The 26,037-nt window shown below is 65.8% G+C and carries 27 protein-coding genes, 2 tRNA genes and 1 other RNA gene; 14 read left to right on the top strand and 16 right to left on the bottom strand.

Annotation, left to right across the window (positions count from 1 at the left end):
- Positions 1–45: 45 nt before the first annotated feature.
- Both JYA52_RS15555 and JYA52_RS15560 read left to right on the top strand, forming a co-directional pair.
- Entirely contained in the window at positions 46–1,026 is a 981-nt protein-coding gene (locus tag JYA52_RS15555; protein ID WP_205654055.1) for an acyl-CoA thioesterase, read from the top strand.
- Positions 1,027–1,160: 134 nt separating this feature from the next.
- The gene (locus JYA52_RS15560; protein WP_205654056.1) at positions 1,161–1,664 is read left to right on the top strand and encodes a hypothetical protein; all 504 of its coding nucleotides are present in this window, start codon (positions 1,161–1,163) and stop codon (positions 1,662–1,664) included.
- Between the two features lie 232 nt (positions 1,665–1,896).
- Here the strand turns inward: JYA52_RS15560 and ettA are convergent, their stop codons facing one another.
- Genes ettA through JYA52_RS15575 form a run of 3 tightly spaced genes read right to left on the bottom strand, consistent with a single transcriptional unit; the run spans position 1,897 to position 4,805 of the window.
- Positions 1,897–3,579 carry an energy-dependent translational throttle protein EttA gene (ettA, locus tag JYA52_RS15565; protein ID WP_205654057.1) on the bottom strand — a complete coding sequence of 561 codons (1,683 nt, stop codon included), beginning with the start codon at positions 3,577–3,579 and terminating at the stop codon, positions 1,897–1,899.
- A gap of 46 nt (positions 3,580–3,625) precedes the next feature.
- Complete coding sequence (locus JYA52_RS22525; RefSeq protein WP_307869387.1) at positions 3,626–4,174, bottom strand: DUF6993 domain-containing protein; 549 nt, start codon at positions 4,172–4,174, stop codon at positions 3,626–3,628.
- A gap of 55 nt (positions 4,175–4,229) precedes the next feature.
- Positions 4,230–4,805, bottom strand: a complete 576-nt coding sequence (locus JYA52_RS15575; RefSeq protein ID WP_205654058.1) for a single-stranded DNA-binding protein — start codon at positions 4,803–4,805, stop codon at positions 4,230–4,232.
- A 224-nt stretch (positions 4,806–5,029) separates the two neighbouring features.
- Here JYA52_RS15575 and JYA52_RS15580 point away from each other — a divergent pair.
- A tRNA-Arg gene (locus JYA52_RS15580) sits at positions 5,030–5,105 on the top strand.
- A 245-nt stretch (positions 5,106–5,350) separates the two neighbouring features.
- Positions 5,351–5,848 (top strand): LapA family protein, encoded by a 498-nt coding sequence (locus JYA52_RS15585; protein WP_205654059.1) that lies wholly within the window; start codon positions 5,351–5,353, stop codon positions 5,846–5,848.
- A gap of 57 nt (positions 5,849–5,905) precedes the next feature.
- Here the strand turns inward: JYA52_RS15585 and JYA52_RS15590 are convergent, their stop codons facing one another.
- From JYA52_RS15590 to JYA52_RS15605, 4 genes are all read right to left on the bottom strand, one after another.
- A complete protein-coding gene (locus JYA52_RS15590; RefSeq protein WP_205654060.1) occupies positions 5,906–6,337 on the bottom strand; it encodes an SRPBCC family protein in 432 nt (143 codons plus the stop codon).
- A 165-nt stretch (positions 6,338–6,502) separates the two neighbouring features.
- A complete protein-coding gene (locus JYA52_RS15595; RefSeq protein WP_205654114.1) occupies positions 6,503–7,342 on the bottom strand; it encodes a TIM barrel protein in 840 nt (279 codons plus the stop codon).
- A 14-nt stretch (positions 7,343–7,356) separates the two neighbouring features.
- Entirely contained in the window at positions 7,357–8,571 is a 1,215-nt protein-coding gene (locus JYA52_RS15600) for a dihydrodipicolinate synthase family protein (RefSeq protein ID WP_205654061.1), read from the bottom strand.
- Positions 8,571–9,740 carry a Gfo/Idh/MocA family protein gene (locus JYA52_RS15605; RefSeq protein WP_205654062.1) on the bottom strand — a complete coding sequence of 390 codons (1,170 nt, stop codon included), beginning with the start codon at positions 9,738–9,740 and terminating at the stop codon, positions 8,571–8,573. The genes JYA52_RS15600 and JYA52_RS15605 overlap by 1 nt, the downstream gene beginning before the upstream one ends.
- A gap of 179 nt (positions 9,741–9,919) precedes the next feature.
- Between JYA52_RS15605 and JYA52_RS15610 the strand changes: the two genes are divergently transcribed.
- Positions 9,920–11,005 (top strand): LacI family DNA-binding transcriptional regulator, encoded by a 1,086-nt coding sequence (locus JYA52_RS15610; RefSeq protein ID WP_205654063.1) that lies wholly within the window; start codon positions 9,920–9,922, stop codon positions 11,003–11,005.
- Between the two features lie 30 nt (positions 11,006–11,035).
- Here JYA52_RS15610 and map read toward each other — a convergent pair whose 3' ends face one another.
- Positions 11,036–11,803 (bottom strand): type I methionyl aminopeptidase, encoded by a 768-nt coding sequence (gene map, locus JYA52_RS15615; RefSeq protein ID WP_205654115.1) that lies wholly within the window; start codon positions 11,801–11,803, stop codon positions 11,036–11,038.
- Positions 11,804–11,926: 123 nt separating this feature from the next.
- Between map and JYA52_RS15620 the strand changes: the two genes are divergently transcribed.
- The gene (locus tag JYA52_RS15620; protein WP_205654064.1) at positions 11,927–12,613 is read left to right on the top strand and encodes a DNA alkylation repair protein; all 687 of its coding nucleotides are present in this window, start codon (positions 11,927–11,929) and stop codon (positions 12,611–12,613) included.
- Here JYA52_RS15620 and mptB read toward each other — a convergent pair.
- Positions 12,606–14,162 carry a polyprenol phosphomannose-dependent alpha 1,6 mannosyltransferase MptB gene (mptB, locus tag JYA52_RS15625; protein ID WP_205654065.1) on the bottom strand — a complete coding sequence of 519 codons (1,557 nt, stop codon included), beginning with the start codon at positions 14,160–14,162 and terminating at the stop codon, positions 12,606–12,608. The two genes, JYA52_RS15620 and mptB, sit on opposite strands and share 8 nt — an antisense overlap.
- A 155-nt stretch (positions 14,163–14,317) precedes the next feature.
- Here mptB and orn point away from each other — a divergent pair, with 155 nt between their 5' ends.
- From orn to def, 3 genes are all read left to right on the top strand, one after another.
- On the top strand, positions 14,318–15,028 hold the full coding sequence (gene orn, locus JYA52_RS15630) for an oligoribonuclease (RefSeq protein WP_205654066.1): 711 nt from the start codon (positions 14,318–14,320) through the stop codon (positions 15,026–15,028).
- Between the two features lie 137 nt (positions 15,029–15,165).
- Positions 15,166–15,238: transfer RNA gene (locus JYA52_RS15635), tRNA-His, on the top strand.
- Positions 15,239–15,360: 122 nt separating this feature from the next.
- Positions 15,361–15,933, top strand: a complete 573-nt coding sequence (gene def / locus JYA52_RS15640; protein ID WP_205654067.1) for a peptide deformylase — start codon at positions 15,361–15,363, stop codon at positions 15,931–15,933.
- A 6-nt stretch (positions 15,934–15,939) separates the two neighbouring features.
- Here the strand turns inward: def and JYA52_RS15645 are convergent, their stop codons facing one another.
- The 4 genes from JYA52_RS15645 to rnpB all read right to left on the bottom strand — a co-directional run bounded on the left by JYA52_RS15645 (position 15,940) and on the right by rnpB (position 19,353).
- Positions 15,940–16,746, bottom strand: coding sequence for an HNH endonuclease family protein (locus JYA52_RS15645; RefSeq protein WP_205654068.1), 807 nt, complete (start codon positions 16,744–16,746; stop codon positions 15,940–15,942).
- A gap of 123 nt (positions 16,747–16,869) precedes the next feature.
- A complete protein-coding gene (locus JYA52_RS15650; protein ID WP_205654069.1) occupies positions 16,870–17,079 on the bottom strand; it encodes a hypothetical protein in 210 nt (69 codons plus the stop codon).
- Between the two features lie 104 nt (positions 17,080–17,183).
- The gene (locus JYA52_RS15655; RefSeq protein WP_205654070.1) at positions 17,184–18,677 is read right to left on the bottom strand and encodes a glyceraldehyde-3-phosphate dehydrogenase; all 1,494 of its coding nucleotides are present in this window, start codon (positions 18,675–18,677) and stop codon (positions 17,184–17,186) included.
- A 284-nt stretch (positions 18,678–18,961) separates the two neighbouring features.
- Positions 18,962–19,353: RNase P RNA component class A (gene rnpB, locus JYA52_RS15660), an RNA gene on the bottom strand.
- Positions 19,354–19,438: 85 nt separating this feature from the next.
- Here rnpB and JYA52_RS15665 point away from each other — a divergent pair.
- Both JYA52_RS15665 and JYA52_RS15670 read left to right on the top strand, forming a co-directional pair.
- Positions 19,439–20,257, top strand: coding sequence for an alpha/beta hydrolase (locus JYA52_RS15665; protein WP_205654071.1), 819 nt, complete (start codon positions 19,439–19,441; stop codon positions 20,255–20,257).
- Between the two features lie 49 nt (positions 20,258–20,306).
- Positions 20,307–21,071, top strand: a complete 765-nt coding sequence (locus tag JYA52_RS15670) for a YaaA family protein (RefSeq protein ID WP_205654072.1) — start codon at positions 20,307–20,309, stop codon at positions 21,069–21,071.
- A 27-nt stretch (positions 21,072–21,098) separates the two neighbouring features.
- Here JYA52_RS15670 and JYA52_RS15675 read toward each other — a convergent pair whose 3' ends face one another.
- Positions 21,099–21,836: a zinc ribbon domain-containing protein gene (locus JYA52_RS15675; RefSeq protein WP_205654073.1), complete on the bottom strand. Its 738-nt coding sequence runs from the start codon at positions 21,834–21,836 to the stop codon at positions 21,099–21,101.
- Between the two features lie 62 nt (positions 21,837–21,898).
- The gene (locus tag JYA52_RS15680; protein ID WP_205654116.1) at positions 21,899–22,816 is read right to left on the bottom strand and encodes a Nif3-like dinuclear metal center hexameric protein; all 918 of its coding nucleotides are present in this window, start codon (positions 22,814–22,816) and stop codon (positions 21,899–21,901) included.
- A 99-nt stretch (positions 22,817–22,915) separates the two neighbouring features.
- Between JYA52_RS15680 and msrA the strand changes: the two genes are divergently transcribed.
- The 3 genes from msrA to epsC all read left to right on the top strand — a co-directional run bounded on the left by msrA (position 22,916) and on the right by epsC (position 25,067).
- On the top strand, positions 22,916–23,440 hold the full coding sequence (msrA, locus tag JYA52_RS15685) for a peptide-methionine (S)-S-oxide reductase MsrA (RefSeq protein ID WP_205654074.1): 525 nt from the start codon (positions 22,916–22,918) through the stop codon (positions 23,438–23,440).
- Between the two features lie 65 nt (positions 23,441–23,505).
- Positions 23,506–24,441: a cysteine synthase A gene (cysK, locus tag JYA52_RS15690; RefSeq protein WP_205654075.1), complete on the top strand. Its 936-nt coding sequence runs from the start codon at positions 23,506–23,508 to the stop codon at positions 24,439–24,441.
- A gap of 41 nt (positions 24,442–24,482) precedes the next feature.
- Entirely contained in the window at positions 24,483–25,067 is a 585-nt protein-coding gene (gene epsC, locus JYA52_RS15695) for a serine O-acetyltransferase EpsC (protein ID WP_205654076.1), read from the top strand.
- Between the two features lie 18 nt (positions 25,068–25,085).
- On the opposite strand, the gene JYA52_RS15700 is transcribed toward epsC, so the two are convergent.
- Positions 25,086–25,919, bottom strand: coding sequence for an oxidoreductase (locus tag JYA52_RS15700; RefSeq protein ID WP_205654077.1), 834 nt, complete (start codon positions 25,917–25,919; stop codon positions 25,086–25,088).
- Positions 25,920–26,037: the final 118 nt, after the last annotated feature.

Genomic DNA, 26,037 nt, shown 5'->3' on the forward strand with positions numbered 1-26,037 from the left:
CTGGGCTCGGTTGAGCGCTGCCGGGGCGACGTCTAGAGTCAAACCATGACTGAAGCGGACGCCGGATTGCAGGAAGTACCCACCAATGACCCCACCACTTCACTGATCGAACTGCTGGACCTCGGTGAACTTGAAGGTGCCCGCACGGATGAGGATATTTTCATGGGCCCGTCCCAGCGCCAGCCGCACCAGCGGGTCTTTGGCGGCCAGGTGCTGGCCCAGTCCCTCATCGCGGGAATGCGCACCGTGGAGGACGACCGGACGGTGCATTCCATGCACGGATATTTCCTCCGGCCCGGCGACGCAGACAAGCCCATCACGTTCGGGGTGCAGCGGCTGCGGGACGGCCGCTCGTTCTCGGCGCGCCGGGTCCATGCGTATCAGGAGGGAAAGCCGATCCTGTCCATGATTGCCTCCTTCCAGGCCGGGGACGAGGGCATCGAGCACCAGTCGGAGATGCCGGCCGGAATCCCGGATCCGGAGTCCCTCCCCAGCACCGCCGACCTTCTGGGGAAATACGACCATCCCGTGGCGCGGCACTGGGCCTATGAACGGCCGTTCGACATCCGCCACGTGGACCCTGCCCTCTATGTCGCGGCCACCGGCAAGAAGGAAGCCAGCAATGCCGTCTGGATGAAGACCTTCAGCCGTATGCCGGACAATGCCAATACGCACCGGGCGGCCTTGGCCTACGCCAGCGACTACACCCTGCTGGAATCGATCCTGCGCAAGCACGGGCTGAGCTGGATCACCCCGGGGATGAGCGTGGCCAGCCTGGACCATGCCATGTGGTGGCACCGGCCGGTGCGGGTTGACGAGTGGCTGCTCTACGTCCAGGAATCGCCCAGCGCCCAGGGTGCCCGGGGGCTGGCCACGGGCAAGATCTTCAACCGCGACGGCCTGCACGTGGCGTCCGTGGCCCAGGAAGGCATGGTCCGCGTGCCGACGGACCTGAAGAGCAAGGTTGCGGGCGCTTTCCAGTCCAAAGTCCTGCAGCACCAGATGCGCAAGGCCGACCGGGACTAGTCCCGTCCTCCTGCCCGCGGGCATGCGAAAGGCCGGTTCCCGCTGTGAACCGGTCCCCATAAGTTGGACTCGCTACGCCCCGCCGGTCGTATGGAAGGATGACTGAACTAACCTCTGGGGGGGATGGGGAATCAATGATGATCACAGGCAAACGCAAGGGCATGGCACCCATCGCAGCAATTGGGGTGATTGTCGGTCTCACAAGCTGCGCGGTCAACTCGCAGCCTGCTGCTGTGCCGCAGAAATCTACAACCACGCAACCCGCAGCCGCTTTCCAGTACAGGGAATTCGCTTCTGTCGATGATGCCCGTCGAGCTGTTGCCGGCGTGATCGGCTGCGATGACGAGCCTAAGACGGATCCCATCATCAATCCGGACCTTGCAGGTTTCACGGCTGAATACGTCGTGTGCGCAAACCGTGTCCAGGTTGTGTGGTTCAAGACCGAAGAGGCCCGAAATGCCGAGCACCAGCTACACAGTGATTCGGCGCAGCCGCTGACCATTGTTGAGGGCGGGAACTGGATGGTAGTGGACATGTCGGAAGCACTGGATGAGCCTCCAAGCGGCAAAGATTTGAGGGCACTGGCTCAGGAACTCGGCGGCAATTTCAGATACGTGAGCGGGGTTGGATCTTCCTGATACGAGGAAAAACCGCCTGCTCCAGCCGGTCGCAAGGCTGCCAGCCCCGGCACAGCCTCGAAAAGATTTGTTGCTTTGCCACTTCCTACGCGGCGAGCGCCTGTGCCTCGTCCCTCAAGGGTCCTCAGATAACGAACTACTCTCCTGCATGCCACTGCTCCCCGACGGTAAGGACTGATTTCTCAGTCCAACCTTCGGGGAGCAGTTCACAACCGGCCTTTTACAGTGGCGGCTAGTCGCGGGTGAGGCGGCGGTGGGTGACGCGGTGCGGCTTCGCGGCGTCGGGGCCGAGCCGCTGCACCTTGTTTTCCTCGTAGGATTCGAAGTTGCCCTCGAACCAGTACCACTTCGAGGGGTTTTCGTCGTCGCCTTCGTAGGCCAGGATGTGGGTGGCCACCCGGTCCAGGAACCAGCGGTCGTGCGAGACCACCACGGCGCAGCCCGGGAATTCGAGCAGGGCGTTTTCGAGGCTGCTCAGCGTTTCGACGTCGAGGTCGTTGGTGGGCTCGTCGAGGAGCAGCAGGTTGCCGCCCTGCTTGAGGGTCAGCGCGAGGTTCAGGCGGTTGCGCTCACCACCGGACAGCACACCGGCCTTTTTCTGCTGGTCCGGGCCCTTGAATCCGAAGGCCGCCACGTAGGCGCGGGACGGCATCTCAACATTGCCCACCTGGATGAAGTCCAGTCCATCGGACACGACCTCCCACAGCGTCTTGTTGGGGTCGATGCCGCCGCGGCTCTGGTCCGCGTAGGAGATCTTGACGGAGTCACCGATCTTCAGGTCGCCGCCGTCAAGCGGTTCGAGCCCGACGATGGTTTTGAAAAGCGTGGTCTTGCCGACGCCGTTAGGGCCGATGACGCCGACAATGCCGTTGCGCGGCAGCGAGAAGGAGAGACCATCGATCAGGGTGCGGTCCTCGAAGCCCTTCTGCAGGTTCTTCGCCTCCAGGACCAGTCCGCCGAGGCGGGGGCCCGGCGGGATCTGGATTTCCTCGAAGTCCAGCTTGCGGGTCCGGTCAGCCTCGGCCGCCATTTCCTCGTAGCGTGCAAGACGGGCCTTGGACTTGGTCTGGCGGCCCTTGGCGTTGGAGCGCACCCATTCCAGTTCTTCGGTGAGGCGCTTGGCCTGCTTGGCGTCCTTCTTGCCCTGGATTTCCAGGCGGGCACGCTTCTTCTCCAGGTAGGTGGAGTAGTTGCCCTCATACGGGTAAAGGTGGCCGCGGTCCACTTCGGCGATCCACTCAGCGACGTGGTCCAGGAAGTACCGGTCGTGGGTGACGGCCAGAACGGCTCCGGCGTAGCTGGAGAGGTGCTGTTCCAGCCACAGCACGCTCTCGGCGTCGAGGTGGTTGGTGGGCTCGTCCAGGAGCAGCAGGTCCGGCTTCTGCAGCAGCAGCTTGCAGAGCGCCACTCGCCGGCGCTCACCGCCGGAGAGCAGGGTGACGTCGGCATCAGCGGGCGGACAGCGGAGGGCGTCCATGGCCTGCTCGAGCTGGGAATCGAGGTCCCAGGCGTCGGCGGCGTCAATGGCTTCCTGCAGGTGGCCCATTTCCTCCAGCAGCGCGTCGTAGTCGGCGTCGGGGCTGGCCATCTCCTCGGAGATTTCGTTGAAGCGCTGGATCTTGCCGTAGATCTCGCCGACACCTTCCTGGACGTTGCCCAGGACGGTCTTTTCCTCGTTCAGCGGCGGCTCCTGGAGCAGGATGCCCACGGTGTATCCCGGGCTCAGCCGCGCCTCGCCGTTGGAGGGGGTGTCCAGCCCTGCCATGATCTTCAGGATGGTGGACTTACCGGCACCGTTGGGACCAACAACACCGATCTTGGCGCCCGGGAAGAACGACATGCTGACGTCGTCGAGGATAAGTTTTTCGCCAACAGCCTTACGGGCCTTGGTCATTGTGTAGATAAATTCCGCCATGGTTCCAAATCTAGTGGGTTGACGGGCATAACTCACATTCGGAGCGTCAGGCGGGAGATCCGACGAAGCACTTCCCGCTCGCCAGCACAGGCAGTACGGTCACAGTCACTTTGCCGTCACGGATCTGGCCTATGACGCATTCCCTGCCCTGGACCAACGCCGCCTCGATGGAATCCACGTCCAGCCCGGTGGGCGTCAGGCCGGCTGAAACTTCCAGGGTGGCGGCAGGAACGCCCGCGGCGGCCAGGGCCTGCCTGATCTGCTCAGTGCCGGGTTTCGGGGCAGCCGCGGCCACGGCTCCCAGCGTGTCGGTCATGGTTTTCTGCAGCTTGGCGGTGGCCGTTCCGGGGCCTGCACCCGAGGCAGCCGCGGGCCTTGGCGATGCCGAAGCGGCCCCTGCAGAACCCGACGATGCAGAACCCGATCCAGGAGAGCCGACTGCAGGAGAGCCGACTGCAGGAGACTCGGGGCCGGCGGCGGACGCGCACCCAGCCAGGGACGAGAGCAGCAGCCCGGCGACCGCGATCCTGGCCGGCCTCCTGGTCAGGGACTGCAGTAAAGCCGTGGTCGGTTGGGGTGCCTTGGGTCTTGTCACGGTGCCATTCTGCCATGCGGCGCCGCGGGGGTACGGTGCCGCACGGCTCCGGCGGTCAGGCCGCCGCTCCGGTGAGCTCGCCCGTTTCGGAGTCGAGCTGAAGGGTTTCTCCTGAAGCGTCGTCGATGAACACGCCGGTCTCGGCGGCGTCGTGGTCCCGGTCGTCTTCCTCCCCGTCCCCGTCCAGGTCGCCCCGGTCCGAGGGGTCGGAGTCAGCAGCTTGCCCGCCGGTGCCGTCACCGGCGGCGGCCGCCCCGGCAGACTGGGGATTGATGGCTGCAGTCCGGGTGAAGTTGGCCGAACCCCACATGAGGTCGTGCCCCACGGACTCCGCATCTATCTCCGCGACGTGGTAGATCCGGCCTTCCTTTTCCCAGCTGCGCATCTTCAGCCGGCCGACGATAATGACCCGTTGGCCCTTCTTGATGCTGCACCCCATGTTTCCGGCCAGCTGCCTGTAGCCCTGGACTGTGAACCAGTTCGTGTTGCCATCCACCCAGGCGCTGCTGGCACGGTCGTACCGGCGGTCGGTCGACCCGAGGCGGAAGGAGGCCGTTGCCACGCCGCCCGGGGTGGTGGATGTCCTGATCTCCGAGGCGACGAAGCCCCGGACCGTAATGTTGTCGGTCATCTTGGTGTCCTGTCTCGATGTGTCTTGCCCTAGCAGGCATTTCCAGCATCAACCGCCCGCGGCGCTCCCGGGAGAGCTGAAGTGCCGTATGTGGATAACCCCGGCAGACCAGCGTCGTCCGGGGCGAAAGCGTCCGGGCGAAACGTTTCCCGGCCCTGCCGCCGTCCGGCCGGAAGGCAATGTAGACTTTTTGAGGCACCCGGGAACTTGCCGGGTACCCACCTGCCCCAGTAGCTCAGGGGATAGAGCAGCGGCCTTCTAATCCGCCGGTCGGGGGTTCGATTCCCTCCTGGGGCACCAGCCAAAGAGGCTCTGGCCTGCACACTGCAGATCAGAGCCTCTTCTTCATTGCAGCCCACTTTCCTCTCAGCAAGCCGCTCCCGCTGCCGCTCCCTCCCCGACACGCGGCAGAACCGGATGCCAAGCATGCTTACTATAGGCGGGGAAACGTGCCTATGATCGGAGTGGGCGCCGGGACAGTGTTGTGGCGCCGGCGCCCACGCACCCCGCCCTGTATGGGGCGGACACCGGAAGGATTCACTGGCATGCCGCAGAACCGTTCTGATCGCGACCCGTTCGAGGAGCAGGCATCACGCCCTCCGGCGCCGGAACCTGCCGCAGCTCCGCCGCCGGAAGCGCCGCCGGAAGAGCAGCGTCCTGCCGCCGAGGTGGGGCAACTCCGGCCCGGCACGGACGCCCTTCCGGGCTATGACGGAACCTCCACCCCGCCTGCGGGCAAATCGGCGGGCAAATCTGCGGGCAACGGGGAACCAAAGCGCCAGGTCACCCGGGCCGGCATGATCTGGGCCGCGGTTGCGTCGGCACTGGTGGTCCTTGTGCTGCTGATCGTCTTCATCCTGCAGAACCAGGAACTGGTCCAGGTGAAGTTCTTCGGGCTGGAAGGTGCGGTGGCCCTCGGCATCGCGCTGTTCATCGCCGCAGTGGGCGGCGGCGTCCTCGTGGCCATGGCCGGCGCTGCGCGGATCATCCAGCTCCGGGCGGCTGAGCACCGGCGTCGGGTATCGGCCACACGCCGCCGCTAAAAGCCACAGCCGACGTCCGGAGAACGCGGCTGCCAGGTACCCGGGCCTGTTCCCCGTTCAGCGCTCCAGATACTCCTTAAGGTTGCCGAGCACCATGTCCCACAGCTTGAAGGATTCCTCCGCCTCGGCGTCGTCCCGGTTATTGCCCTGAACGATGGTGACTCCGGTTCCTTCAGTCCTCGGGGACAGGCGGTACTCCACCGTGTGGTAGTTCTCGGGGACGTCCGGGAGACCGCTGAGCGGGCTGTAGTGGCTGATGCGAAGCAGCACGTTGGGCCTGCTCTCCAGCACGGTGCCCCTGTCCTCGTAAGCCTTCCCCTTCCACTCCCCGGTGAACGTCACCGGATCGCCCTCACGCCACGTCGAGGCGACGGTGGTGCCGAGGAGGTACTCTTTGACTTCGGCGGGGTCGGTGAGTGCCTTCCAGACCCTTTTCGGCGACACCGCCACAACAACGGACGCGACGGCGTCCTTGCCCCTGTGATTCATCAGCCTGCCTCCTGGCCTGAGCGTCTATTTCATGCGTGAGCATCACCCTACGCGGCGCGGCGAGCGCGGGTAAGGGGACGGTCAGCACGATTCCGCGGCGAGGGGGACGGCGAATGGCACCGGCACCGGCCTGTCCCGTGCCGCTGCCGGTGCCATGACCTCCCTTTAGGCGAAGGGCAGCACGAGTTCCGCGTACCGTTCCTTCATGGTCGCGAGAACGTCGTCGCCGTCGGCGTCCCAGATGCCCTGGTTGAAGATTTCCACCTCGATGTCGCCGGTGTAGCCGGCGTCCCTGACCCAGGTGCCGATCGTGGCGAAATCGATGATGCCGTCGCCCATCATGCCCCGGGACAGCAGCGCATCGGCGGCGATGGGAAGGTTGAAATCGCACACCTGGTAGGAGGCGATCCGGTTTTCCCGGCCGGCCCGTTCAATCTGCGCTCGCAGCTCCGGATCCCACCACACGTGGAACGTGTCGACGGCGACCCCCACCGCCTCCGCGTCGTAGGGGGCTGCAAGATCAAGTGCCTGCCCAAGCGTGGAGATCAGCGCACGGTCCGCGGCGTACATCGGGTGCAGGGGTTCGAGCACCAGCCGGATCCCCTGCTCCACCGCAAACGGCACCAGGTCCTCGAGCCGGTCGGCCACGCGCCGGCGGGCGGCCACCACGTCCTTCTCCCCCGGCGCCAGCCCGCCGACCACGAGGAACAGTTCCCGGGTGTCCAGCGCCACGGCCTCCAAAACCGCGGCCCTGTTGTCAGCGAGCGCGGCAGCCTGCCCGGCGGCGTCGGGGGCCGTGAGGAAACCGCCCCGGCACAGCGAGGACACGCGGAGTCCGGCATCCTTGATCAGTTTGGCCGCCTTATCCAGGCCCGCCTCCGCAACGATGTCCCGCCATGGCCCGATGGCCGGGATACCTGCCCGGGCGCAGCCGTCAACTGCCTCGGCCAGGGTCCATTTCTTCGTGGTGGCGCTGTTCAGGGACAACCGTGAAAAATCGGGCACTGAACGAAAGCCGCTCATACTCCCACCCCGTTGATGCGCAGGTAGTCCGACATCCTGAACGCGGCAAGGGCGGGATCCTTCAGCAGCCCGGCCTTGTCCGCCAGTTCGAACGTCGTGGCAAGGTGCACCACGGAGCGGCCGGAATGCAGTCCGCCCACCATCTGGAAGCCCGGCTGCTTGCCGTTGAGCCAGGACAGGAACGCGATGCCGGTCTTGTAGTAGAACGTGGGGGCGCTGAAAATGTGCTTGCCCAGTTCCCGGGTGGAGTCCAGGATCGCGCGGCCCCTGGCACTGTCGCCGGCGTCGTAGCTCTGCAGCGCCGCCGACGCTGCCGGATAGATGGCGGCGAAGATGCCCAGCAGGGCATCGGAGTGGCGGGTGCCGTCGCCGTCGATCAGCTCGGGGTAGTTGAAGTCGTCGCCCGTGTAGAGCCGGACGCCGTCAGGGAGGGCCGCACGCAGGGCCACTTCGTGGCCGGCGTCCAGCAGGGACACCTTCACGCCGTCCACCTTGTCGGCGTGCTCCCGGATCAGGGACAGGAACGTTGCAGTGGCTTCGCTGACGTCGTCCGAGCCCCAGTACCCTGCCAGCGCGGGATCGAACATGGTGCCGAGCCAGTGCAGGATGACGGGCTGGTCCACTTCGCGCAGGAGCGTCGAGTAGACGTGCAGGTAATCATCCGGCCCGGTGGCCACCTTGGCCAGCGCGCGGGACGCCATCAGGATGACCTTCGGCCCTGCTTCACTGACGACGGCGACCTGCTCGCGGTAGGCGTTCAGGACGGCCTCGATTCCTGCGGCGGCCGCCGGAAGCGCCGCGGGGTCCAGCTGGTCCGTCCCGGCACCGCACGAGACGAGGTCCCGGACGCTCTTGCCGGCCGTGGCAGGCCCGCCGGCGGAGACAACGGAGGCAGCCTCGACCCCGGTGCGCTTGATGAGCTGCTGCGTGGCATCCCAGTCCAGGCCCATGCCGCGCTGCGCCGTGTCCATGGCGTCGGCAACGCCAAGCCCGTAGGACCAGAGCTCGTGGCGGTAGGCGAGGGTTGCTTCCCAGTCCAGGCGCGCCGGGGCGCCTGGCGTGCTGTCGGCGGTGACTTCCGGGATGACGTGGGCCGCGGCGTACGCCCGCCGCGACGTCAGCGGGCTTCCGGGCTTGGACCAGGAGGGGGCGGCATTGAGACGGTACTGGCACGTGCCGCCGTCGGAGGTGGGGAGGATCAGCGATGTCATCAGAGCGTGATCTCCGGGATGTCGACGGTGCGGCGTTCGTCGTTGGACTGCAGGCCGAGTTCGGCGAGCTGGACGCCGCGGGCTGCGGACAGCAGGCCAAAGCGGTGCTCCCGGCCGGCCACGACGTCGCGCAGGAATTCCTCCCACTGCAGTTTGAAGCCGTTGTCCAGCTCCGCGTTGGCCGGAACTTCCTGCCACTGGCTGCGGAAGGACTCGGTGACGGGCAGGTCGGGATTCCAGACCGGCTTGGGGGTGTGGGCACGCTGCTGCGCGACGCACTTGTTGAGGCCGGCGACGGCGGAGCCGTGCGTGCCGTCAATCTGGAACTCCACCAGTTCGTCGCGGTAGACCCGGACCGCCCACGAGGAGTTGATCTGGCCAATGACGGGATCGCCCGCCGGGGTCTCGAGTTCGAAAATTCCGTAAGACGCGTCGTCGGCGGTGGCCGCGTACTCCCTGCCGGCCTCGTCCCAGCGGGCCGGGATGTGGGTGGCGGTCTTGGCGTTGACGCTCTTGACCTGGCCGATGATGCCTTCCAGGACGTAGTTCCAGTGGCAGAACATGTCCGTGGTCATGCCGCCGCCGTCTTCCTTGCGGTAGTTCCAGGACGGCCGCTGGGCAGCCTGGACGTCGCCTTCGAAGACCCAGTAACCGAACTCGCCGCGGATGGAGAGGATGCGGCCGAAGAAACCCTCGTCCACGAGGCGGCGCAGCTTGACCAGGCCGGGCAGGTACAGCTTGTCGTGGACCACCCCGGCCGTAACCCCGGCTTCCTTGCCGATGCGGGCCAGCTCGATCGCCTCTTCCAGCGTTTCCGCCGTCGGCTTCTCGGTGAAGATGTGCTTGCCGGCGGACATGGCCTTCTTCAAGGTGGCAGCACGCAGGCTGGTCATGGACGCGTCGAAGACGACGTCGATCGTGGGATCGTTGATGACCGCGTCCAGGTCGGTGGTCCACTCGGACACCTTGTGGAGCTCCGCGAGTTCGCGGATCTTGGCCTCATTTCGGCCCACCAGGATCGGCTCGACCTGGACTCTTGTGCCGTCCTCGAGGGTCAGGCCCCCGGCGTCGCGGATGGGCAGGATGGACCGCAGCAGGTGCTGGCGGTAGCCCATGCGGCCGGTAATGCCGTTCATGGCTATGCGGATCGTCTTTGTTTCGAAGCCCATGTGTCCTCTTCAGGTAGTCGGCGAAGCGTGAATAAGTCGGGAAAGCGCATTCCCGCTGCTCTCATCATGCATAACGGACCACGCGCTTGGCAAGCGCTTTCCCCGAACTGCCTCGAACTGCAATAATGTGGGCATCGCCGAAGTTGCCCGAAACTGAGGCTGTTGAACAGGAGTTCTTTGTGGCTGCAAGCACGCTGACCGAAGTGGCCCGACTGGCCGGGGTCTCCCCCGCCACGGCGTCCCGCGTCCTCAACGGGTCCGCCAGGACGCCTGGTCCCGAGATCGCGGAGCGGGTCCGGAAGGCCGCAGAGTCACTGGGCTATGTTCCGAATGCCCAGGCGCAGGGCCTGGCCAAGTCGAGCTCGGGCCTCATCGGGCTGATTGTCCACGACATCGCTGATCCCTACTTCTCGGCCATCGCCCGCGGCGTGCAGGCCGCCGCGCGGGAGCAGCGGAAGATGCTCCTGCTGGCCACCACCGGCGGAACGCCCGAGGACGAGCAGGCCGCGGCCGCCGCCTTCGCCGCCCGCCGGGCGGACTCGATCGTGATAGCCGGATCCCGTTCCACCAGGCTGCAGGACCGGGACGGCAATGCCGGCCTCGCCGCGGAGCTCGACCGGTATTGCCGCAACGGCGGAAGGGTGGGCGTCGTAGGCCACCCGGTCGTGGGGGCTGAAGCCCCGGAGGGATACCACGTCGTTGCTGTCCCCAATGAAGATCTGTCCGCGGAGCTTGCCCGCGAACTCGCCGGGAACCACTCCGGCAGCTTTGTGGTGATCGGCGGACCGGAGGGCCTCCTCACGTCCGATGACCGCATCCGGGGCTTCCAGCGCGGCTTGGAAAGCGCGGGGCTGGCACCGGCCGAGGTCCTGCGCACCGGATTCGACCGCGCTGGCGGGTACGAGGCCGGTACCGTACTCGCCGGGCGGATCAAGGCGGCACAGGCCACACCGTCCGGTGCTTCCCGGCCCTGCATATTTGCTGTCAATGACGTCATGGCAATAGGCGCCGCCGCGGCGCTGCGCTCCGAGGGCCTGCGGATCCCGCGGGACGCCGCCGTAGCCGGGTTCGATGACATCGAAACACTGCGCGACTTCCGCCCCGCCCTGTCCACCGTGCGGCTCCCCTTGGAGGAGATGGGCCGGCTGGCCGTTCCGGCCGGCGTCGGCGGGGGTCCGGGCGGCGACGGCGGCACGACAGTTTCGGTAACGGGCGAAGTGATGCTTCGCCGCAGCACCCAGGCCGCCGCGGGGGCTCCTGCGTAGCCGCGCCGCCGGCGCCTCAGAATTTCAGCGTCACGGCAGTGTGAGGATCACCGGGCCCTCGGCGGTAACAGCCACGGTGTGCTCGCTGTGCGCGGCACGGCGGCCGTTCGCGGAGCGCAGGGTCCACTCGTCGTCGTCATGGTAATAGTCGCCGTCGCCGCCAAGAATGAGCATCGGCTCGATGGCGATCACGAGCCCTTCCGTCAGCTTGAGTCCCCTGCCGGGACGCCCGCTGTTGGGTACAGGGGGTTCTGCGTGCATGGTGCGGCCGATGCCGTGCCCGCCGTGGTCGGCCAGCAGCCCGTAGCCCGCCCGCTGTGCCGCACCGCCGATGGCATAGGCCAGGTCACCCATCTTGTTTCCGATGCGTGCGGCCTCGATCCCCCGGGCCAGGGCTGCATCCGTTGCGGCGATGAGCTCCTGGTCAACGGGATCGGCGGTGCCCACGACAAAGCTGACTGCGGCATCCCCGCACCAGCCTTCCAGGAACGCGCCGCAGTCCACGCTGAGCAGATCCCCGTCCTGCAGCCGGTAGCCGTTGGGGATTCCGTGGACGACGGCGTCGTTGACGCTCGTACAGATGACCCCTGGAAACGGAACCGAAGCCCAACGCGGCCGGTAGTTGAGAAATGCCGGCGTGGCGCCGGCGTCGGCAATGGAGGCGGCCGCCACGTCGTCGAGTTCCTTGAGGGAAACGCCGACGGCGGCAGCCTCGCGGACGGCGGCCAGGGCATTGGCCACCACCCGCCCGGCTTCGCGCATGAGGGCTATCTCATCGGGGCTCTTGATCATGTTCATCATCTGCTTACTCTAGGATCCGGCGCGTTCCAGGACCACGGGGCGGCAGGGACCGGGATGCTCCCGGCCAGGACCCCTCCCCCAAGAAAAGCCGCCGTTTGCGGGAGCGGCTATGTTGGCTGCATGGTGAACGAGAATGTCCTGGCCGCTATCCGCTCCGCGCTGCATTCCGGTGCCGATCCAGCCCGCGGTGCGGGCGCGCAGGCCTACATGAAGTCCGCCATGCCATCCCTGGGAGTGCGGGTGCCGGACGTGCGGAGCACCGTGAAGGCCGCCGCTGCCGCCTATCCGTTTGCGTCCGCCGATGAACTGCGGGCAACAGTACTCACGCTGTGGCGCGGGGCGGACTACCGCGAGGAACGCTATGCGGCGATCGACCTCACGGGTCTGCGCCTGGTGGCCGGGGACCTGGCGATGTTGCCCGTCTATGCGGAGATCATCCGCAGCGGCGCGTCCTGGGACTTCGTGGACGGAGTGGCCCACCGTCTCTGCGCCCTGCTGCAGGCGCACCGGCAGGAGGTCACGCCCGTGTTGCTGGGCTGGTCGGCGGATGCGGACTTTTGGTTCCGGCGGGCTTCCATCACGGCCCAACTCGCGGCGAAGGACCAAACCGACACCGCATTGCTCGCCCGGGTGATTGAGCCCAACATGGCAGACCCGGAGTTTTTCATCAGGAAGGCCATTGGCTGGGCCCTCCGCGAATACGCCAAGACGGACCCCGGCTGGGTCGTCGGCTTTGTGGAACGCCACGGCCAGTCCCTGAGCCCCCTGTCACGCAGGGAGGCTCTGAAAAACCTGTCCGTCAGATAACGGGCCGGGTGGTGACCGGCTGGTCCGACTTGCTGAACAGGAGCTTTGTCCGGGGATCCATGAAGATCAGGTACAGGGCAAACAGCAGGGCGATGATGGCGGCCGCGTTCCTTGCCAGGGCGAGCGCGAGCCCGAGGTCCTCGGACTGCAGATAGGGGAAGACCTCCAGCTGGTCCGAGATGGCATAGACCATGAAGAAGGACACGATGAAGTAGAGGGCCTTGACCTGCCAGTCGTCCCGGATGCCCGTGACGGCAAACAACGGGATCAGCCAGACCACATACCAGGACTGGATCATGGGGGCGAGCACGACGACGGCGGCAAAGGCCAGTGTCAGCCGGCGCATGATGCGGTCGTGGTCTCCCTTGAAAATCTGCCAGGCGACGATGCCGACGGCGAGCACCTTGCCGGCGTCGTAAACCCATTTGGCCAGGCCCCACCCGTCCAGGCTGAAGGCGTTGGCGATGGACGCCACCACGAGGCCGAGCAGCCCCACCGGGGCGTACCAGATCCAGACGCTGCCCGGAGCCGAGAGGCCGTTGATCCACCCGAAACCGAAACCGTTCACGAGGCTCATGGCGTACAGCAGGGCGAGGCTGATTCCCGCCGTCAGGCCCCAGAACGCAAACTTCCGCAGCCAGCCGGCGTCCTTGCCCGCCCAGAGCAGCCCGATGAACGGGAGGAACACCACCGTGATGGGCTTGACGGAGATGGACAGCGTGACGAGCGCTATTCCCAGGATCACGCGGCGCGTGGCGCTGTAATACAGGCCGGCAAGGGCGAGCCCGATCATGAGGGCGTCATTGTGCACGCTGGCGATAAAATTTGTCAGGAACAGCGGGTTCGCCGCAGTGAGCCACAGCGCCCGGTGCGGATTTACCCCGTGCAGTTCGGCGAGCTTGGGAACGTAGATGATGCACAGCACCACACCCAGCACCGCGGCGAGGCGGAAAAGCATGATGCTTGCCTCGGGGTGGACGTTGGTGGACCAGACAACGAACTGCTCGATCCAAAGAAACAGCTGCCCGTACGGAACAGGGGCCTCGGTCCACATCTTGTCCGCGCCGAGCTGGAAGTAATTCGAAAGCGCGGAAATGCCATTCTCGTAGGGGTTGAAGCCCTCAACCATGAGCCTGCCCTGCCCGATGTAGGCATAGACGTCGCGGCTGAACAGGGGAACGGTGAACATCATGGGCAGCCCCCATGCGGCGACGGCCCCGAGCGTGGCCTTTCGTGCCGCCGGACCCCAGACGCGGACCCGCTGCCCAAGCCTGAGCCATGCCCGCACCAGCAACATGCCGCCGATAGCGATCAGGACGATGGAAAGGGCCACACCGAATGCCTCGGTGCGCATCCAGATGAACAGCGGCATCCGGCGCAGCTCCGACGCCGGGGCAAGCCAGCCCACGCCGAGCGAACCGATCACCAGGAAAAGCGAACCGACGAAACCGGACAGGATGGGCGACCAGGCGTTGTCCACCTCCGCCAGGGCCAAGTCCGTGGAAGTGCCGGTAGCCTCTTCCTCCGTCTCGGGCACAGGCGACGTCATGTCAGGACTGTCCAATCTCTTGTGGGCGTGCTCCAGTATCTCCTGCCGGGTGCAACCGGCCAGAAAAGGATCGCGGCGGCTGGTCACAGCGGCGCCACGTACCCGAAATCTTAGCATCGGACGGCTCCGCGACCACGAAACGGTAGGCTGATCGGGTGCCTATATCTAACGAACGCATCGTCTGGATCGACTGCGAAATGACCGGTCTCGACACCGTCAACGACGCCCTGATCGAAGTCGCCGCGCTGGTGACCGATTCCGAACTCAATATCCTCGGGGAGGGCGTGGACGTGGTCATCAAGCCCGAGGAGTCCGCCCTCGCCCAGATGAATGACTTCGTCCGCGACATGCACACGCGGTCCGGGCTCCTGAAGGAGCTCCCGGCAGGGAAAACACTGGCCGAGGCTGAAGAAGCCGTTATGGACTACATCCGCAAGTGGGTTCCGGAGCCGCGCAAGGCCCCGCTCGCCGGCAACTCCGTGGGAACGGACCGGGTCTTCCTCGCCCGCGACATGGCCTCCGTGGTGGAGCACCTTCACTACCGGGTCATCGACGTGAGCACCATCAAAGAACTGGCCCGGCGCTGGTTCGCCCGGGCATACTTCCAGGCCCCCGCCAAGCTGGGCGGACACCGCGCGCTCGGAGACATCAAGGATTCCATCGACGAGCTCCGGTACTACCGGGAGGCGGTCTTCGTGCCCGCACCGGGTCCGGACAGCGCCACCGCCCTGCAGATCTCGAAGCGAATTTCCGCCGAACCCTCAGCCGTCGATCAGCTGATCCAGGACCACTCAGGCCGGCAGGGGCTGGCCGGGGGAATCCTGCCCGCACAGGCCGAGGCGGAACCGGCGAAGCGGGAGCCGTAAGAGTAATCTGCGCCACGTTTGAGGGAAATTTTGCCGAAAACGCCAAAAGTGGCAAAAGCACCCCCGAACAGCAGGTAAACTATTTGACGTTGCCTTTCAAGCCAGCCGGTGAATCCGGAAGGCCGCGGAGGCACATGGTGGGCGTAGCTCAGTTGGCAGAGCGCCTGGTTGTGGTCCAGGAGGTCGCGGGTTCAACCCCCGTCGCTCACCCTCACGAAGGATGGCATGAGAATGCGGTCCAACCACAAAGGCTGCACCGGTTATCCGGTGCAGCCTTTTTCGTTTCGCCGTTGCCGGCACTAGCACCCGAAGCACCAAAGGAACCATCCGACATGACCGTTCTGCCGATCACCATCTGGGGTGAGCCTGTCCTGCACCGCCGGGCCGCCGAAGTCGAGGTTTTCGATGACGAGCTCCGCGAGCTGATTGCCGACATGTTTGAAACGAACGACCTCGCGAACGGCGCCGGCCTGGCCGCTCCCCAGATCGGTGTGGGCAAACGGATTTTCGTCTACAAGTACGACAACGAGGACGGCGCCCCGCCGAGCGGCGTGCTGGTCAACCCCGTGCTCACCCTGTCCAAGGTGTCAGGTGCCCTGCCTGATCCGGACGAGGAAGTGGAGGGCTGCCTCTCCTTCCCCGGCTGCCAGTATCCCCTCAAGCGCGCGGAATGGGCGCGCGTCAAGGGTTTCGACGGCTTCGGGCAGCCGGTTGAGTTCGAAGCCACGGGCTGGTTCGCGCGGGTAATCCAGCACGAATTCGACCATCTCGACGGAAAGCTCTACGTCAACCGCCTCATCGACCGCTACGCGCGCAAAGCCATGAAGCAGGCAAAGAAAAGCGGCTGGGGCGTTCCCGGACTGACCTGGATGCCGGGCGTGGATCCGGACCCGTTCGGGCACTGACGCCGGTCACTCAGCCAGCCGGGCGATGATGGTCTGCTGTCCGGGGCACGAGCCCAACACACGGCCCATGGCGTCCCTTTCGGCTTGGGTCACCCACAGGCCGTAGGCGGCCTTCACCGAGATCTGCCGCGCGACGTAATGGCAGCGGACCGCCTTGTTTTTGGGAAGCCAGCTGGCTGCATCCGAAGCGCTCTTCTCCTGGTTCGCCGGACCGTCGGCCGCGATGAGATTGAGCGGATCGTTGGCAAGATTCTGACGCTGCTTCGCGGTGAGCTGCGCGGCGCCCTTCTGCCAGGCATCCCCCAGTGCCACCACATGGTCAATCTGGACGGCCTTGCTGGAGTCGGCGCCGCGCCTGAAGGTGAGCCGCGCCCCAACGTAGGGGTCAAGGAACATCCCTGACGCCACTTTGCACTTGGAGCCCTTGGAGAAGACGACGTCGGCGAGGTCGCGGCGGAGGATATCGTTGCGGGTGTCGCACCCGTTGCGGTCGGCGTCGAGCCAGGCCTGGCCGAAGGCGGACCGGTCATAGTCGTTTTTGGGCGCCCGCCCCTTGACGGGCAAAGATTCGAGTGCCGCCAACGCGGCGCCTTCGGGCACCGGCCGGGGCGGCACCACAGGCTTCATCCAGGTGGCATCGAAGACCGGAGCCTCGCTGGGGCCGGACACGGCAGGTTCAGCGGCCAGGAACTGCCCGGCCGTGAAGAACCACGCCACGCCCGCTGCGACGAAGACCGTGAGAGTGGCAAGGACAGCCCATGCCTGGCGGGACCGCCGGCGGGCGCGCCTGTAGGCGGTCCAGCTGACGCTCATCGCGTAGAGCTCTTCGGGGCGTAGCTTGTGCGCACACGAAGAGCCTAGGGCAGGCCCGTGACCTCCAGGCGGTTATCCACAGTGTTGAGGAGCGGTGCCCCGGGGAGGAACGGCCTTAGGAACCTACTGCTCCCGCATGACCCGTCGGAGATCCATGTTGGCCAGGTCGAGCAGGCGTTCCAACTGGGCAACCCGTTCCTGGCCGACCTCGCCGGCGGTATGCGCGGCCTTGGCTTCGTCCAGGAGGCGCTGCGCCTCTTTCTGGTTGGCCCGCGCCACATCAAGGGCGTGTTCCAGTGTTGTCTCGTGCTGGAGAGTCGAGTCGTGTTCCATGAGAACAGTTTGGTCCCCTTTCCCGGCTGATTCCAGAGAATCAGCCGGGAACTTGGGGAACCGGTGTCCGTGGCTGTCGGCCGCGGCTCAGGAAACTGCCGCGGCTAGAGGGATCCGGCTACGGCCAGCACCGGGGCTGCGTCCTTGACAGAGTCCTTGGCCGGGAACGTCGGCGGGTTCACGCCGGCCATTTCCTCCATGACCCGGACCACCTGGCAGCTGTAGCCGAACTCGTTGTCGTACCAGACGTAGAGAACCAGGTTCTTGTCGGTGGAGACAGTGGCCAGGCCGTCCACGATGCCGGTGCGGCGGGAGCCGACGAAGTCCGTGGAGACGACCTCCGGGGAGTCGATGTAGTCGATCTGCTTGCGCAGGACCGAGTGCAGCGACATTTCGCGCAGGTAGTCGTTGACCTCGTCCTTGGTGGTACCGCTTTCCAGGGTCAGGTTCAGGATCGCAAGGGAGACGTCCGGGGTGGGGACGCGGATGGAGCTGCCGGTGAGCTTGCCCTGCAGTTCCGGCAGTGCCTTGGCCACGGCCTTGGCTGCCCCGGTCTCGGTGATGACCATGTTCAGCGCTGCCGAGCGTCCGCGGCGGTCGCCCTTGTGGAAGTTGTCGATCAGGTTCTGGTCGTTGGTGAAGGAGTGCACGGTCTCCACGTGGCCGTGGATCACACCGTACTTGTCGTTGATCGCCTTCAGGACCGGCGTGATGGCGTTGGTGGTGCAGGATGCCGCGGTGACGATCTTGTCCGAATCCAGGATGGTGCCGTGGTTGATGCCGTGGACAATGTTCTTCAGCTCACCCTTGCCCGGAGCGGTCAGCAGCACGCGACCCACGCCCTTGCTCAGGAGGTGCTGGGACAGGCCCTCCGCGTCGCGCCAGCGGCCCGTGTTGTCCACCACGAGGGCGTCCTTGATGCCGTAGGCCGTGTAGTCGATCGTGGCGGGGTTGTCCGAGTAGATGACCTGGACCTGGACGCCGTTGGCCGTGATGGTGTTCGCTTCCTCGTCCACCTTGATGGTGCCTTCGAAGGATCCGTGGACCGAGTCGCGGCGCAGCAGGCTCGCACGCTTGGACAGGTCGTTGGCGGAACCTCGCCGCACGACGATGGCGCGCAGGCGCAGGCCGTGCCCGCCGCCGGCTTTTTCGATGAGAAGGCGGGCGACCAGGCGGCCGATCCGGCCAAACCCGTAAAGGACGACGTCGGTGCTGGTGCGGTCATCGGCGCCCCGCTTGCCGACGATCTCAGCCAGCTCGGCGCGGAGGAATTCCTCCAAAGTGGCACCGCCGCCGTCGGACTTGAACTTCTGGTTCAGGCGCGCGATGTCGATCGCGGCGGCACCCAGCTCCAGCTTTGCAAGGGTGTCCAGCAGGGGTGCCGTTTCCTCCAGGAGGAGCTCGTCCTTGCTCATCCGGCGGGCAAAGCGGTGTGCCTTGAGGATGTTCATGGTGGATTTGTTGATCAGGCTGCGGCCGTGGATCGAGGTCACCACGTTGTTTTCCCGGTACAGCCGGCCGATCACCGGGATCATGGCCTCGGCGAGTGCCTCGCGGCCCATCCACGTATCAAGACAAGAATCTGACGTCTGGCTCACAGAACTACCTTCCTTGGTTCAACCGGCTACGTCCTCGTAACCGGAAGTCGGCCACCCGAAAGTTATCCAGGGGCGCTGGCACCGGCAGGGTTTCGGTCCGCCCCGGATGCCATTGACGCTGCAAAGAAAAACCGCCGGCTGCGAACGCAGACCCGGCGGAAGAACTTCTACGTTCAAGGTCTATTCTAGGGCTGGCCACGTGCCCTCCATGACCGGGGAACGCGTGAAATCACTCACACCGGGCTTCACGCCCCGGGCTGCGGCAAGAGCGCCGACAAAATATGTGGATGGGTTGACCGATACGCCGGGTTCTGTGTTCCCGCGCCGTTGCCGGGGCGGGAGTAGCGGCCATCCATCTACGAGCGCCGTTGCCGGCGCCCTCCAGCGGCCTACCCGGACACTCGGGCGAGCAGCCCTCAAACGTGCCCTGTCTGGCCTTGCTCCGGGTGGGGTTTACCTAGCCTTCCCGGTCACCCGGGAAGCTGGTGGTCTCTTACACCACCGTTTCACCCTTACCTGCATCGTGCCGCTTTCAAATCGGCACGAGGCGGGCGGTCTGTTTTCTGTGGCACTGGCCTGCGGGTTACCCCGAGTGGGCGTTACCCACCACCCTGCTCTGCGGAGCCCGGACGTTCCTCGAGCCACTTGCGTGACGCGCGGCCGCCTGGTCAACCCATCCGCAGTCCATTCTACGGTCAGTACGGCTGTGCCCTGCCACAAGTGGCCCTGCCACACTCACGCATCGAGCCTATGATCGGAGCATGGACGCGTCCGCAGTGACCCGGCGCCGCCTGCTTCAGCTCGCAGGACTCGGCCTTGGCGCGTACGCGGTCACTCAGTGCACGGCCAGCTATCCCTCGGTGGCCATGGGCGGCGGTTCCTTCGTGTCGAGGTTCCGGCCGGCGGCGACAACCTACTGGTCGATCGCCACGCCGGTGATCCCGGGGCGGAGCGGGACAGACTTCCCGTTGGCTCTGTTCCTCCATGGCCTCGGCGGCAACAACCAAGGGATCTTCGATGTGCTCCAGGCGCACGAAATCCTGAAGCGCCACCTCCTTATCGGCGGGACGCCGTTCGCCATTGCGTCGGTGGACGGCGGCGACACCTGGTGGCACCGGCGCGCCGACGGCAGCGACACACAGTCAATGCTGGTGCATGAGTTCGTGCCCTTCCTCGGCTCGCAGGGCTATGATCTTGGCCGGATCGGCCTTTTCGGCCTGTCCATGGGAGGCTTCGGTGCCCTGCTTCTGGCCTCGCAGGGCCGCCTGCCCGGCATCCGGGCCGTGGCGGCCATGAGTCCTGCAGTCTGGGAGCGCTACCACGAGCACATCGAAGGGGCCTTCGACGGCCCGGCTGATTTTGCCGCCCACGACGTGTTTTCGTTCCGGCCCAGACTGGCAGCGGTGCCCAAGCGGATCGACTGCGGAACCGAGGACGACTTGTTCGCCACGGTCAGGAACTACGCCAGCGCCCTCCCCGGCGTGGTCGAGGGCGGCTTCCGGCCCGGTGGACACGATGCGCAGTACTGGCGGGCCATCCTGCCGGACGTGCTGTCCTTCCTCGGCAAGCACCTCGGCTGACGCACGGCCGCCGCGAGACGACGCCGGCGGGCACCGGTAAGATCGTACGGTGCTAATCCTGCTTCCCCCGTCCGAAGGCAAGACCCCGGCCGTCCGCGGCGACGCCATGGACTGGACGTCCCTGAGCTTCCCTGAACTGAACCCCAGCCGGGCCAAGGTGCTCGACGCCCTGGGAACGGTGAGCGCGCACGAGGACGCCCTGGCCCTGCTCGGCGTCGGAGCGTCGCTGTCGTCCGACGTCGAACGCAACACCCGGCTGCACGCGGAACCTGCGGCGCCGGCCCACCAGGTGTATTCAGGAGTTCTGTACGACGCACTGGGCTACAAGTCGATGACGGCCGCACAGCGGCGCCGCGCAGATGAAGCGGTGCTGGTCATTTCGGCACTGTGGGGAGCCATCCGCTTCGCGGACTCCGTGCCCGCCTACCGGCTGTCGATGTCAACGGCCCTGCCCGACGTCGGACGCCTTGCCTCGTTCTGGAAGCCGCAGCTCACGGACGCCCTCGCCTCCGCCGCGGCCGGCGAGCTGCTCATTGACTGCCGGTCCAGCACCTACGCCGCGGCGTGGACTCCCCCTCCGGCGGCCACCGTGGCCGTGAATGTTTTTACGGAGGTGAACGGCGTCCGCAAGGTGGTCAGCCACTTCGCCAAGCACACCCGCGGGGAGCTGGCGCGGCACCTGCTGACACGCCGCGGAAAGGCCCCGGAGACACCGGCGCAGCTGCACAAGGCCGCCGGCGAGAAGTGGAATGCCGAACTCGTGCCGGGGACGGCGCGGAAGGCCCACGCCCTGAACATCATCCTGCCCGGCTAGCTAACGCTGCCGTCCCGCCCGAGGGGCTCAGACCCATTCAGCGGAGCGCACCAGGATGCAGCCGGAGTCCGGGCAGAAGACGATGTCGTCCTCGGCGGCGGCCTTGATCTCGGCCAGGTCGCCGGGGCTCAGCTGCATGCCGGAGCCTTCGGACGTGCCATGGAAGAGCCGTGCGGCACCCACGCCGCGGCGGGCCAGGGTCTTCTCATAGACGGCCAGCATTCCGGCGTCGAGCCCCGCGGCGAACACTGCCCTGCGGCCGCGCACCACCGTTTCCTCCGCGGCAATCTCTGCCAGCTGCCCGTCCAGTTCCGCCCGGATCACGCCGAAGGAACCCTGGACGCCATCGACGATCTTCTGCTGGGCTGCCTGCCGTTCACGCAGCGCGTCCAGCCGCTCCATGACTTCGAGTTCAACGTCTTCGAGGTCGGACCGGCGCTTGTTGAGGGAGGCGATGTCCTTCTGCAGTGCCACCAGGTCCTTGGACAGGCCGGTGCCGCTGTTCAACCGCGCCTCGTCGCGTTCAATCCTGCCGGCCACCTGTTCCACGTCGGCTTCGGCGCGCTTTAGTTCCGCCTGTGCGTCATGGACCGCCATCTTTGCTGCCCCCAGCTCGCCGTTGGCAATGCTGAGCGCCGCCTGGAGGTCTTCGATGCGGGGATCCGTTTCAAGGCTGCGGCGGCGGTTGGCCAGGGACTTGAGTTTGGCGTCCAGCCCTTGGAGTTCGAGCAACTTCAACTGTTCCGCCGGTGCTGCCTTGGCCACGATTACCTCCGCTTGTTCCCATCCGACCTGCGCCGGGCACCCCTGCAGGGGCTTTATAGACTCTAGTCCCCGCCGGGAGTCAGAATGAAGTCCCACGGATCGCTGTTGGTGGAGCTGACACGGATGTCGACGTCCAGGCCCTGGTCCGCGAGGACGTTGCCGAGGGCATCGGCAGCAGCCGGAAGCCACAGCCACTCGCTGGCGAAATGGGACACGTCGATAAGGTACGGGCGGTCGTTAACGGCGGCCTCGCGGGCCTCGGAAGCGGCGTGGTGCCGCAGGTCTGCGGTGACATACAGATCGGCGCCGCTGGCCCGCACCTCGTCAAACAGGGAATCTCCGGCCCCGCCGCAGACCGCGATCCGGCGGACCAGGCCGTCCTTGTCGCCGGAAACCCTGACCCCGCCTGCCACGGAGGGAAGAATGCCATACACCCTCGCCGCGAAGTCGCCCAGGGTCATGGCCTCGGCAAGATCGCCCACCCTGCCGATGCCTTCCTCGGGAAGGCCATTGGCTGCGCGAGTCAGCGGAGCAACATCTTGCAGCCCCAGGGCATCGGCCAGGACGTCCGAGACTCCCCCGACGGCGGAGTCTCCGTTCGTGTGAACGGTCAGGAGCGCCGTTCCCGACTCAATGAGGCGGTGGACTGCCTTGCCTTTGGGGGTGTTGGCCGCGACTGACGTGACGCCCTTGAGCAGCAGCGGGTGGTGGGTGATCAACAACTCGGCGCCCCATTCGATGGCCTCGTCTATGACCTCGAGTGTGGGATCCACGGCGAACATGACCCGGGTGATTTCAGCCGACGGATGCCCGGCGACAAGGCCCACCTCGTCCCACTCCTCGGCGAGCGACTCAGGCCAGAGCTCTTCGACAGCCAGCATGAGCTGTCCGAGTGTGGGCGCCTCCGGCGCCGCCCCGGCGTCTGCCACGTCCGGAGATTCTGCCGGCTCTGCTGCAACGCCACTGTTCACAGGTTCCATACTCATATTTTTACTCTATAGGCGCCGCTGGCCCGTCCCGGGCTCGGACCCGTAGTGTGGCAAGGGAATCATCGGCGCACCTCAACCATTGAAGAGGACATGAGAACTTTTGTGCTTGGCGGAGGCTGCTTCTGGTGCCTGGACGCCGTCTACCAGAAAACCATGGGCGTCGAGTCGGTGGTCTCGGGCTACACAGGCGGACACGAACGCCACCCTGACTACTATTCGGTCTGCTCCGGCACGACGGGCCACGCGGAGGTCGTGGCGGTCACCTTCGACGAGGAGATCATTCCGCCGGAGGTCATCCTGGATATGTTCTTCGCGCTGCACGACCCCACCACGCTGAACCGCCAGGGGTACGATGTCGGAACCCAGTACCGCTCGTCCATGTTCTATGAGACGACGGAGGAAAAGATCCTCTTCGAGGAAGCGATAGAACGGAACCAGGCCCTGTGGTCACGCCAGATCGTGACCGAGGTCAGCCGTCTCCCGGAGTTCTACCGGGCCGAGGAGATCCACCAGGACTATTACGCGAAATTCCCCGAGCAGGGCTACTGCCAGGTGATCATCAATCCCAAGCTGGCCAAGGCACGGAAATATTACTCTGCATGGCTTAATGCTTAGCGGCGGCGCTTACGCCCTCGTTAGGCTGACCAAAGTATTCCCTCTTGAGAGATAGGCGTAAGTACATGGCACGGATCTACGACGATGTAACACAGCTTGTAGGCGGCACCCCCCTGGTCAGGCTCAACCGGCTGAGCGAAGGCCTGGGCGCCACCGTCGCCGTCAAGCTCGAGTTCTACAACCCGGCCAACAGCGTCAAGGACCGCATCGGCGTCGCCATCATCGACGCGGCCGAGATGTCCGGCGCGCTCAAGCCCGGCGGAACGATCGTCGAGGGAACCTCCGGCAACACCGGCATCGCGCTGGCCATGGTGGGTGCGGCACGCGGCTACAAGGTCATCCTTACCATGCCGGAAACCATGTCCACGGAGCGCCGTGTCATGCTGCGCGCCTTTGGTGCGGAGATCGTCCTGACCCCGGGTTCCGAGGGCATGCGCGGCGCCGTCGAGAAGGCCCAGGAAATCGTGGCCAACACCGAGAACTCCATCTGGGCCCAGCAGTTCGCCAACGAGGCCAACCCGGAGATCCACCGCAAGACCACGGCCGAGGAAATCTGGGAGGACACCGACGGCAAGGTGGACATCTTCGTCTCCGGCATCGGCACCGGCGGCACCATCACGGGCGTCGGCCAGGTCCTGAAGGAGCGCAAGCCGGGCGTCCAGATCGTGGCCGTCGAGCCCAAGGACTCCCCCATCCTCAACGGCGGCACCCCCGGCCCGCACAAGATCCAGGGCCTGGGCGCCAACTTCATTCCGGAACTGCTGGACACCAACGTCTACGACGAGGTCCTGGACGCAACCCTGGAGGACTCCGTGGCCGTGGCCCGGGAACTCGGCGTCAAGGAAGGAATCCTGGGCGGCATTTCCTCCGGCGCCATCGTCTGGGGCGCGCTGGAACTGGCCAAGCGCCCGGAGAACGCCGGCAAACTGATCGTGGCTGTCGTCTGCGACTTCGGCGAGCGTTACATCTCCACCGTTCTCTATGACGACATCCGGGGCTAAGCCTTAGCCAGCCGCTCCCCGTTTCCTGTAGAAAGAACTTTGTGGGCTTCTTCGCAAGACTTAAGGAAGACCTCGACGCCGCCCGGTCCCACGACCCGGCGGCTCGAGGTTCTTTTGAGAACTTTTTCGCCTATTCCGGGCTGCATGCCATCTGGGCGCACCGGCTGACGCACAGGCTGTGGCTCAACCCGTCGCTGCGGTTTCCTGCGCGCCTGATTTCGCAGCTGGCCCGGTTCCTGACCGGCATCGAAATCCATCCGGGTGCCACGATCGGCCGGCGGTTCTTCATCGACCACGGCATAGGCGTGGTCATCGGGGAAACAGCCGAGATCGGCGAAGACGTCATGATCTACCACGGCGTGACGCTCGGCGGGCGCTCGCTGGCGAAGGTGAAGCGGCACCCCACGATCGGGGACCGCGTCACCATCGGAGCCGGGGCAAAGATCCTCGGACCCATCACGATCGGCCAGGACAGCGCCGTCGGTGCCAACGCCGTCGTCGTCAAGGACGCCCCGCCGGAGTCAATCGTCACCGGCGTTCCGGCCACCTGGCGCCACCGCGACGCGCAGCGGGAAACCTCCCCCGCTGTGGATCCTGCCGAGTACTACATCGAATACAGGATCTGAGGAATCCCGGGAACCGGGTCAGCGCGCCACCCGCGCCAGGACGGCTTTCACCGCCATGTCGAACAGGCGGTCGGGGAGGACCCGGCGCAGCATCATGATGGCAGGCGCTCCCCTGCCCACCGGATAGCGCGTCTTTGGCCGCGCAGCGGTGGCGGCATGGACCACGGCATCGGCGATGATTCCAGGATCCGTGGATGTGGCGGGCCGTCCGGTGGACGCGAGTACTGCGGCCATCTCTTTCGCCTGCTTCCGGTAGGGTCCGCTGCCCGAGCGGGCCAGCAGCCCTTGCGCGGCGATGCTGCCCCATTCGGTCACGGTGCTCGCAGGCTCGATGATCGCCACCTGGATGCCGTGGGGCTGTAGTTCGAGCCGCAGGGCGTCGCTGAGGCCTTCCACGGCGAACTTGGTGGCGTGGTACCAGGTTCCCAGGGGCTCATAGAACTTCCCTCCGATGGAGGAGATGTTGATGATCCGGCCGCGCCGTGCCTCCCGCATGCCCGGCAGGACCAGCTGGGTCATCCTTGCGAGGCCGAAGACGTTGACATCGAACTGCCGTCTTCCCTCCGCAAGCTCAACCTCTTCCAGGGCCCCGAACGTGCCGTAGCCGGCGTTGTTGACCAGCACGTCTATCCGCCCGTGGGAAGCGAGCACGGCGGCGACCGCGCTGCTCATGGACTCCTCGTCGGTGACATCCAGCGGCACCACGTTCACGCCCGAGGCCTTCAGCGGGTTCATCATGTCTACCCGCCGCGCCCCGGCGAAGACGGTAAATCCTTCCTGGCTGAGCTTCCTGGCAGCTTCAAATCCGATGCCGGTGGAGGCTCCGGTGACAAACGCGACGGGCTGGGACACGCGGGACTCCTGGATCAGATACGGAAACGGCCGGCGCCTCCCACAGTATCGGGAAGCGCCGGCCGTTTGCTGTATCAGGCTGTGCCGGTCAGGCTGTGCCGGTCAGGCTGTGCCGGTC

This window comes from Arthrobacter pascens (assembly GCF_017052465.1).
Classification (GTDB): Bacteria; Actinomycetota; Actinomycetes; order Actinomycetales; family Micrococcaceae; genus Arthrobacter; species Arthrobacter pascens.

Bases quoted from the DNA above. Each gene is read 5' to 3' on its own strand.
- JYA52_RS15575 (WP_205654058.1), bottom strand. From the start codon at position 4,805: ATGACCGACAACATTACGGTCCGGGGCTTCGTCGCCTCGGAGATCAGG.
- JYA52_RS15620 (WP_205654064.1), top strand. From the start codon at position 11,927: ATGGTGAACGAGAATGTCCTGGCCGCTATCCGCTCCGCGCTGCATTCC.
- msrA (WP_205654074.1), top strand. From the start codon at position 22,916: ATGAGAACTTTTGTGCTTGGCGGAGGCTGCTTCTGGTGCCTGGACGCC.
- JYA52_RS15555 (WP_205654055.1), top strand. From the start codon at position 46: ATGACTGAAGCGGACGCCGGATTGCAGGAAGTACCCACCAATGACCCC.
- JYA52_RS15665 (WP_205654071.1), top strand. From the start codon at position 19,439: ATGGACGCGTCCGCAGTGACCCGGCGCCGCCTGCTTCAGCTCGCAGGA.
- JYA52_RS15590 (WP_205654060.1), bottom strand. From the start codon at position 6,337: ATGAATCACAGGGGCAAGGACGCCGTCGCGTCCGTTGTTGTGGCGGTG.
- JYA52_RS15650 (WP_205654069.1), bottom strand. From the start codon at position 17,079: ATGGAACACGACTCGACTCTCCAGCACGAGACAACACTGGAACACGCC.
- JYA52_RS15680 (WP_205654116.1), bottom strand. From the start codon at position 22,816: ATGGAACCTGTGAACAGTGGCGTTGCAGCAGAGCCGGCAGAATCTCCG.
- JYA52_RS15600 (WP_205654061.1), bottom strand. From the start codon at position 8,571: ATGACATCGCTGATCCTCCCCACCTCCGACGGCGGCACGTGCCAGTAC.
- cysK (WP_205654075.1), top strand. From the start codon at position 23,506: ATGGCACGGATCTACGACGATGTAACACAGCTTGTAGGCGGCACCCCC.
- map (WP_205654115.1), bottom strand. From the start codon at position 11,803: ATGAACATGATCAAGAGCCCCGATGAGATAGCCCTCATGCGCGAAGCC.
- def (WP_205654067.1), top strand. From the start codon at position 15,361: ATGACCGTTCTGCCGATCACCATCTGGGGTGAGCCTGTCCTGCACCGC.
- JYA52_RS15585 (WP_205654059.1), top strand. From the start codon at position 5,351: ATGCCGCAGAACCGTTCTGATCGCGACCCGTTCGAGGAGCAGGCATCA.
- ettA (WP_205654057.1), bottom strand. From the start codon at position 3,579: ATGGCGGAATTTATCTACACAATGACCAAGGCCCGTAAGGCTGTTGGC.
- JYA52_RS15605 (WP_205654062.1), bottom strand. From the start codon at position 9,740: ATGGGCTTCGAAACAAAGACGATCCGCATAGCCATGAACGGCATTACC.
- mptB (WP_205654065.1), bottom strand. From the start codon at position 14,162: ATGACGTCGCCTGTGCCCGAGACGGAGGAAGAGGCTACCGGCACTTCC.
- JYA52_RS15645 (WP_205654068.1), bottom strand. From the start codon at position 16,746: ATGAGCGTCAGCTGGACCGCCTACAGGCGCGCCCGCCGGCGGTCCCGC.
- JYA52_RS15560 (WP_205654056.1), top strand. From the start codon at position 1,161: ATGATGATCACAGGCAAACGCAAGGGCATGGCACCCATCGCAGCAATT.